Consider the following 6250-nt stretch of genomic DNA (forward strand, 5'->3'; position numbering starts at 1 on the left):
ACCAGCTCCAGCGACAGGATCAGGTTGGCCACCGCCAGCGGCAGGGTTTTCAGGCTGATATTGTACAGGCCAAATCCCAGCAGCGTTGGCCCGGCGACCAGCGTGAGCAGCAACAGCCAACCACTCCACTGAATGCCTTGAACTCCCTGGGACAGAAACCACAGGTCCCCCGCCATACCGTGAAATGCCGCCAAGGGGAACAACGTCAGCAAGGTGTTGAACAACCATTGGTACACGGCGGAAAAACCAAATACATACAGGATGGTATTCCACACCGGGTAACGCCGCTCGCTGGCGATGCGCCCGCCGAGGGTATACAAGGTATAACCAATACCGGACAGCATACCGACCATCAGCCCCAACAGATCAAAACGGCTGTTGCCCATGCTGTCGCCGTTGCTGACCAGGAAGCAACCGCCCAGGCTAACCACGATCACCAACAACTCACGCAGGCTGAGGCGTTCGTTGTACATCATCCAGCCCAGGAACACGGTAAAACCGACCGAGCAATAGGTCAAAATGGTCGCCACCGAGGCGCCATTGAGCGCTACCGACAACGTCCATAAGCTGTTAAACAGCGCCAACAGCAAACCGTAGCTAGCGTAGAACGGCACCTGTTCACGGCGCAGATAGGCCCATTGCGGTTTGAACAGCAGCAATAACGGTAACAATACCAGGGCCACCAAGGCCGCACGCCAGAAGGCCAGCACCAACGTCGGCAGATGGTAATACTCGGTCAGCGCACGGATGATGATGGCGGTGAAGGCCAGCAACATGGCACTGAGAATAGCGATCACATAACCCTGGTTGGTCCCTCGCAGGAGCCCTCCACTGACCATAACCGGTTCTGCTACAACACCCGACGGTAACGACATAACACCCTCAAAATTCCACCGTTTAATCCTCTGGCGGAGAGTTTAACCCGGCCATATTTTGCCACCATAGCCACTTTGCCACTATGTTATGCAGGCCACTTTTGTCGGTGCCAAGCCTTGTTACTCTGGGATATAGTGAAAACAGACTTTTGTGACCGGGCCAATTTTATGCATATTCCACTGGATCGTCAGCAGGACATTCCGCTGTATCTACAGATCGAAGAAGCGCTGCGCCGCGCCATTCTTGGCGGCACCTTTGCCGATGGCGATAAATTGCCGTCAACCCGCAGCCTGGCCGCCGAGCTTTCGGTCAGCCGCCTGACGGTAGAAAGTGCCTACGCCGAACTGACGGCCAAAGGATTGTTACAACAGCGGCGTGGCAGCGGTGCCTATGTCCGCCACCTGCAACCGGCCCCCATGCAGCAACGGCCAGCATCCAGCGAGCTATTTCCTGCGGATCGTTTCACCACCACGACGTCGCGGCTGGACGGGTATCCGGATATTCCTTTGCCGGAGCACATCATCAACTTTGCCGCCGGCGTCGGTAGCCCCAAGGTGTTCCCAATGGAGGCGTTCCGCAAGATCCTGCTGTCGATCCTCAGCCGTCATGCGGAAGAGGCCTTCAGCTACGGCGATTATTGTGGTTACTACCCGCTGCGCGACACGCTGGGCCGGATCCTGACCGCGCAAGGTATCCCCACCCGTGCCGAACAGGTGCTGATCACCAACGGCTCGCAACATGCCATCAGCCTGATTTTCCAGACGCTATTACGCCCAGGAGATACGGTGATTGTCGAAGAGCCCACCTATGCCGAAGCTCTGGGACTGCTGCGCCTGCACCAGATCAACATTGTTCCCGTGCCCAGCGATCGTCATGGCATGTGCGTTGAGCAATTACCGGAGCTGATCGCCCGGCATCAGCCCAAAATGATCTACACCATCCCAAATTTCAATAACCCCACCGGGCGTTGTATGAGCGAAGCCCGCCGCAGCCGCTTGCTGGCGTTGGCGCAGCAGGCCGGGATAGTGATCCTGGAGGACGATTTTGTTGGCGATCTGCGTTACAACGGTAAAAACCTGCCGTCACTGCGCGCCATGGCTCCTGCTGGCACGGTGATCTATGTCAGTACCTTCTCCAAGATGCTGCTGCCCAGCATGCGTATCGGTTATCTGGTGGCGGACAGCGAACAATATCTGCAATTCTCACGGCTCAAGCACGTCGATAGCTTTACCAGTTCCAACCTGATCCAGCGTGCACTGGACGCCTTTGTCACCGTTGGCAGCTACGACAAACAGCTGCGCCGGGCAGGAAGGATATACCGCCAGCACCGTGATGCGATGGTGGCTGCATTAAACGAGCACCTGCCGCCGGGCTGTCGGTTTGAAATCCCTGCGGGAGGGCTGTTTATCTGGCTGCAATTGCCACCTGCCGTTAGCACTACAACGTTAATGCCAATAGCCTGGCATCAGGGCGTCACCTTTGCCCGTGGCGAATGCTTTTACGTTGAGGAACAGCATGGCGCACATGGGTTGCGGTTGAATTTTGCCGCCAATACGCCGGAGCTGATTACCGAAGGGATCGCCCGGCTTTGCCGGGCGATTGTTGAGGTTATGGGGAATTAAATGAGATTGCCGCAATATAGGGCGCAGCTGCGCCCCTACGGTCGGGAATGTTATTTAACCTTTAAGACTAAACACTGGCCCACCAGAGCCGCAGTTTCATGCCCCAATAGCTGGTCCAGCCGGTGGTGCTCTGCACCACCTTGCCCTGAGAGATCACCACGAGGGTCGGCGTTACGCCAATCTGCCACTGCGCCGATAGCTTGCCCTGCTCATCGTTCACGACCGGCAATTGCAGCTTCTTAGCCGCCAGCCACTGCTCAACCTGCTGGTCATCGCCCGAACGCAGCGCTACGGTCATCACGTTACCGCCGTTTGCCACCAGCTTGGCCACGTAAGGCGTAGTAAAGCGGCAAACCCCGCACCAACTGGCCCAGAAATAGACCAATAAAGGTTTATCCTGACTGAGCTGCGCCAACGACACCGGCTCTCCGTCCAGGGTCTCCAGCATTTGTTGGTCAAAGGTCAAGGGAGCCTGCGGGGCTCGCCACCAGTCCATGGCGAACATCACGCCCAGCACGAGCAACAGCAAAATCAGCAGTTCGCGCATCCAGCGCCGCAACCTAGCCATTGTTGACCTTCGCCAATTGCTGCTTCACCAGCGCTTCCAGATCCTCAAAAGATACCGCGCCCGGCAGCATCTGATCGCCAATCAGGGTAGCAGGCGTTCCCTGCACGCCAAACTGTTCCGCCAACTGCATATTGGTGCGCAGCGTGGTCATACTCTGCTCGCTAGGTGCAACCGGCTTAACGCCGGTTTTCTCTTGCGCTGCGGCGATGCTGGCGTTGTCATGAAAGCCTTTTTTCGCCATCAGGCGTTGATGCAGCGGCCAGAACTGTTCTGGATGCTGTTCCCAAGCCGTTAGCGCCACCCGCGATGAAGCGATCGAGCTTTCCCCTTTGAACGGCAACAGCTTCACCACCAGCGCCACATCGGGATATTGGTTGACGATCTTCTCCAGCTTCGGATCAAACTGCTTACAGTACGGGCAGTTGTAATCGGTAAAGGCCACCAGCGTCAGCTTGGCATTCTTGGCCCCCAACCTTGGGCTGGCGGGATCGTCGAACAGGATTTTGCTATTTTGCTCAATCGCCTGGCCGAGTTGCTGGCCGTTGGTTTGCTGCTGCCAGGCGTTAACCGCTTCCGCCAGAATATCTGGGTTAGAGACCAGCGTTTCACGGATCAGCTCTTTGATCCGCACTTCCTGCTGGGCGGTGAAAGGAGCCGCAGCCCAGACCGGGGTGACAATCAGTAGCAGTAACATCAGTAACTTGTTCATTATTAGTTTCCTTTGGCAGTAGACAGGGCTTGCAGAACGGCTTCGCGAGTGAGCAGCGGTGACAGCACCTCGCCGTCTGGCGTGCCGGGGCCATAGATTTGGTTAAAGGGAACGGCAACGCTGCCGCGCTGTTGCAGGAAGGTCGAGATGCTTTCGGACGGGCGGCTCCAGTCACCACGCAGCGCCACCACATCCTCGGCACCGAGTGCTTTCTGCACCTCATCGCGCAGCAATACGTTGTATTTATTTGCCTTGCAGGTCACACACCAGTCGGCGGTCACATCGACAAATACCCGTTTGTTGTCGGCCAGAGCCTGTACGATCGCCTGCTCAGAAAGCGGTTGCCAAGCGATATTGTCGTGTAACGGCTGTCGCCACTGGTTGGCCGTTAACGACCCCGCCAGCAATGCCAAACCGCCTACCACCAGCACGCTGGCCGCAGCGATCCCAGCTGCACGGGCCCCCAACCGCCGCCAAACTGCCAGCAATAAACCGAGCAGCAAAATGGCACCGGCAATCAGAGTCGGCCTCACGCCGATATGGTTAGTCATCAGGCTAAGCAGCCAGAGCGAAGACACCAGCATCAACAGGCCCAGCACCAGCCTCATTCCGTTCATCCAGCGGCCAGGGCGCGGCAAGCGTAACGCCAGCGCAGGCCAGGCGGCAATCAGCAACCAAGGTAGGCTCATGCCAATCCCCAGCGCGACAAACATGCCCCAAAGCACCGGCAACGGAGCCGCCAACGCAAAAGCCACCGCCGTTCCCAGGAAAGGTGCCGAGCAAGGCGTTGCCAGCAATGTGGCAAACGCCCCCTGCCAGAAATGGCCGCTCAAGCCACGCCCGTTATGGGTGGCCAGCTTGGTATTCAACGAGGAAGAGAGTTGCAGGTGGAATAGGCCGAACAGATTGGCGCTGAACAGCAGTGTCACCAGCACCATAAAGCCGATAAACCACGGGTTTTGGAATTGGATACCCCAGCCCAGCGCATGATTGCTCAGGCGCAACAGCGTCATCAGCAGGGCCAGCGCCATAAAGGACACCACGATCCCCAAGGAAGAGGCCAGAAATTGCCAACGCACGCTACGCCGATCGCGCTGTTCGACCTGCAAGATGGAGCCTAGCTTCATCCCTAGCACCGGCAGCACGCAAGGCATCAGGTTAAGAATGAAACCACCCGCTAACGCCATCAACACCGCTTGCCACAAAGGGAAAGCCGCCATGGAGGGCAAAGCAAGCGGCCCGCCAATGGTCAGCGTAGCCTCCTGAGCGATCCCACCATCGCTGATAACCAGCCGCAGCGGTTTACCACGCAGATCCGGTGCTGCGTCTCCCCAACCATCACTCACGGGAACTCGCGCTTGCAGGCTTTCGCCATCACTGCTGACCGTTGGCTTGCCCAAATCGGCCTCCGCCACCGTATCAAAGAACAGCTCAGGCTGCTGCCAACCCGCTGTACGTTCCGCAGTAATTTGCAACTCGCCGTTAAGATAACCGGCTCGCAGACTGTCCACCAGCCCATTGGCAATCGGCACCTGCCCCATCGCCTGAGCAAAATCATGATTGAACTGCGGATCACCCGCAGTGGTGAGATCCAGATTGAATGGATAGTCGGTCAGGATGCAAACGTTGTTGCAGGTGGATAAGGTAAGCGTTCCCGCCAGTTGCTGCGGCGCAGCACCCTTTAACACGATAGGCAGAGTTACTCGCTGGTGATAGCCCTGCGTCGAGAGACCTGCCACGTCAAAGCGCTGTGGCGTTGGCCAGAACCAGGTTGCCGATGTCGGATTCCCCTGCCAAGAGATGGCTGGTGCAATGCCCCCTGCCCCTGGTGAGCGCCAGTAGGTTTTCCACCCTTTTTCCAGCTCAACAGCGAGCAGCACGCGGGTTTCGCCCGCCTTGCTGGTGTCGGCACGTAGTTTGACTTGCGCATGATCGTTCTGCGGGCTTTGCAGCCAACCGCTATCCGCCGCCTGTGTCGCAGGTAGCCAAAGCAGTAGCAGGCAAGCCAACGCCAGCCTGATAATTTTCAACATAATTGTTCTCCAAAAAATGAATTAGTCACTCGGTTTGACGAGGGATTAACTCATTCTCGGAACACGCATAATCGCAGATGCACCCTGAGGGTGATGGGGGAAATAACGCGTACAGGAGGGTACGGCAGGCGTGGAGCAATGATCGGAGCCAGCAGGACCAGCAACATCCCCAGGCCAAACAGCACGTTTTCAAACATCACCGGAGGAGAGGCCAACAGCGATTTGGCACTCAGCTCACAGGGGGTTGTTGTCGTGGCCTCTTCATCACCGCTAGCCGAGGATTGGCTAACGCTGACGGTGGGCAGGCCAAGGGCCAGTTGCAAGGTATGCAAACCCGCCATGCGCTGGGTGAGGCACGTCAGTACCACCAGGCAAGCCAGGGTTAAAAACCATTTTGCAATCCGCTGCCGATTTATCATCACGCCCTCAATGCCGTATCTGC

General features: G+C 57.4%; 6 protein-coding genes. 1 reads left to right on the forward strand and 5 read right to left on the reverse strand.

Going from position 1 to position 6250, the window contains the following annotated elements; all coding sequences use genetic code 11:
- A partial coding sequence (locus ACLQ7H_RS24050) for a DMT family transporter (RefSeq protein WP_411754839.1) occupies positions 1-875 on the reverse strand: 875 nt, incomplete at its 3' end.
- 168 nt (positions 876-1043) lie between these two features.
- Here ACLQ7H_RS24050 and ACLQ7H_RS24055 point away from each other — a divergent pair.
- Positions 1044-2498: a PLP-dependent aminotransferase family protein gene (locus ACLQ7H_RS24055; RefSeq protein ID WP_411754840.1), complete on the forward strand. Its 1455-nt coding sequence runs from the start codon at positions 1044-1046 to the stop codon at positions 2496-2498.
- Between the two features lie 67 nt (positions 2499-2565).
- Here the strand turns inward: ACLQ7H_RS24055 and ACLQ7H_RS24060 are convergent, their stop codons facing one another.
- From ACLQ7H_RS24060 to ACLQ7H_RS24075, 4 genes are read right to left on the reverse strand one after another with little or no spacing between them, the layout of a single operon-like run.
- A complete protein-coding gene (locus ACLQ7H_RS24060) occupies positions 2566-3066 on the reverse strand; it encodes a protein disulfide oxidoreductase (protein ID WP_411754841.1) in 501 nt (166 codons plus the stop codon).
- Positions 3059-3775 carry a DsbA family protein gene (locus ACLQ7H_RS24065; protein WP_411754842.1) on the reverse strand — a complete coding sequence of 239 codons (717 nt, stop codon included), beginning with the start codon at positions 3773-3775 and terminating at the stop codon, positions 3059-3061. Before ACLQ7H_RS24065 ends, ACLQ7H_RS24060 begins: the two co-directional genes overlap by 8 nt.
- 2 nt (positions 3776-3777) lie before the next feature.
- Positions 3778-5808 carry a protein-disulfide reductase DsbD family protein gene (locus ACLQ7H_RS24070; RefSeq protein ID WP_411754843.1) on the reverse strand — a complete coding sequence of 677 codons (2031 nt, stop codon included), beginning with the start codon at positions 5806-5808 and terminating at the stop codon, positions 3778-3780.
- Between the two features lie 50 nt (positions 5809-5858).
- Positions 5859-6227 carry a copper resistance protein gene (locus ACLQ7H_RS24075; RefSeq protein WP_411754844.1) on the reverse strand — a complete coding sequence of 123 codons (369 nt, stop codon included), beginning with the start codon at positions 6225-6227 and terminating at the stop codon, positions 5859-5861.
- Between the last annotated feature and the right edge of the window lie 23 nt (positions 6228-6250).

Origin of the sequence: Serratia sp. (in: enterobacteria), assembly GCF_046715635.1 — a bacterium.
In the GTDB taxonomy this organism is placed as follows: Bacteria; Pseudomonadota; Gammaproteobacteria; order Enterobacterales; family Enterobacteriaceae; genus Chania.

Excerpts from the sequence above, each read along its gene's own strand:
- ACLQ7H_RS24070 (WP_411754843.1), bottom strand. The coding sequence starts at position 5,808 with ATGTTGAAAATTATCAGGCTGGCGTTGGCTTGCCTGCTACTGCTTTGG.
- ACLQ7H_RS24075 (WP_411754844.1), bottom strand. The coding sequence starts at position 6,227 with ATGATAAATCGGCAGCGGATTGCAAAATGGTTTTTAACCCTGGCTTGC.
- ACLQ7H_RS24065 (WP_411754842.1), bottom strand. The coding sequence starts at position 3,775 with ATGAACAAGTTACTGATGTTACTGCTACTGATTGTCACCCCGGTCTGG.
- ACLQ7H_RS24055 (WP_411754840.1), top strand. The coding sequence starts at position 1,044 with ATGCATATTCCACTGGATCGTCAGCAGGACATTCCGCTGTATCTACAG.
- ACLQ7H_RS24060 (WP_411754841.1), bottom strand. The coding sequence starts at position 3,066 with ATGGCTAGGTTGCGGCGCTGGATGCGCGAACTGCTGATTTTGCTGTTG.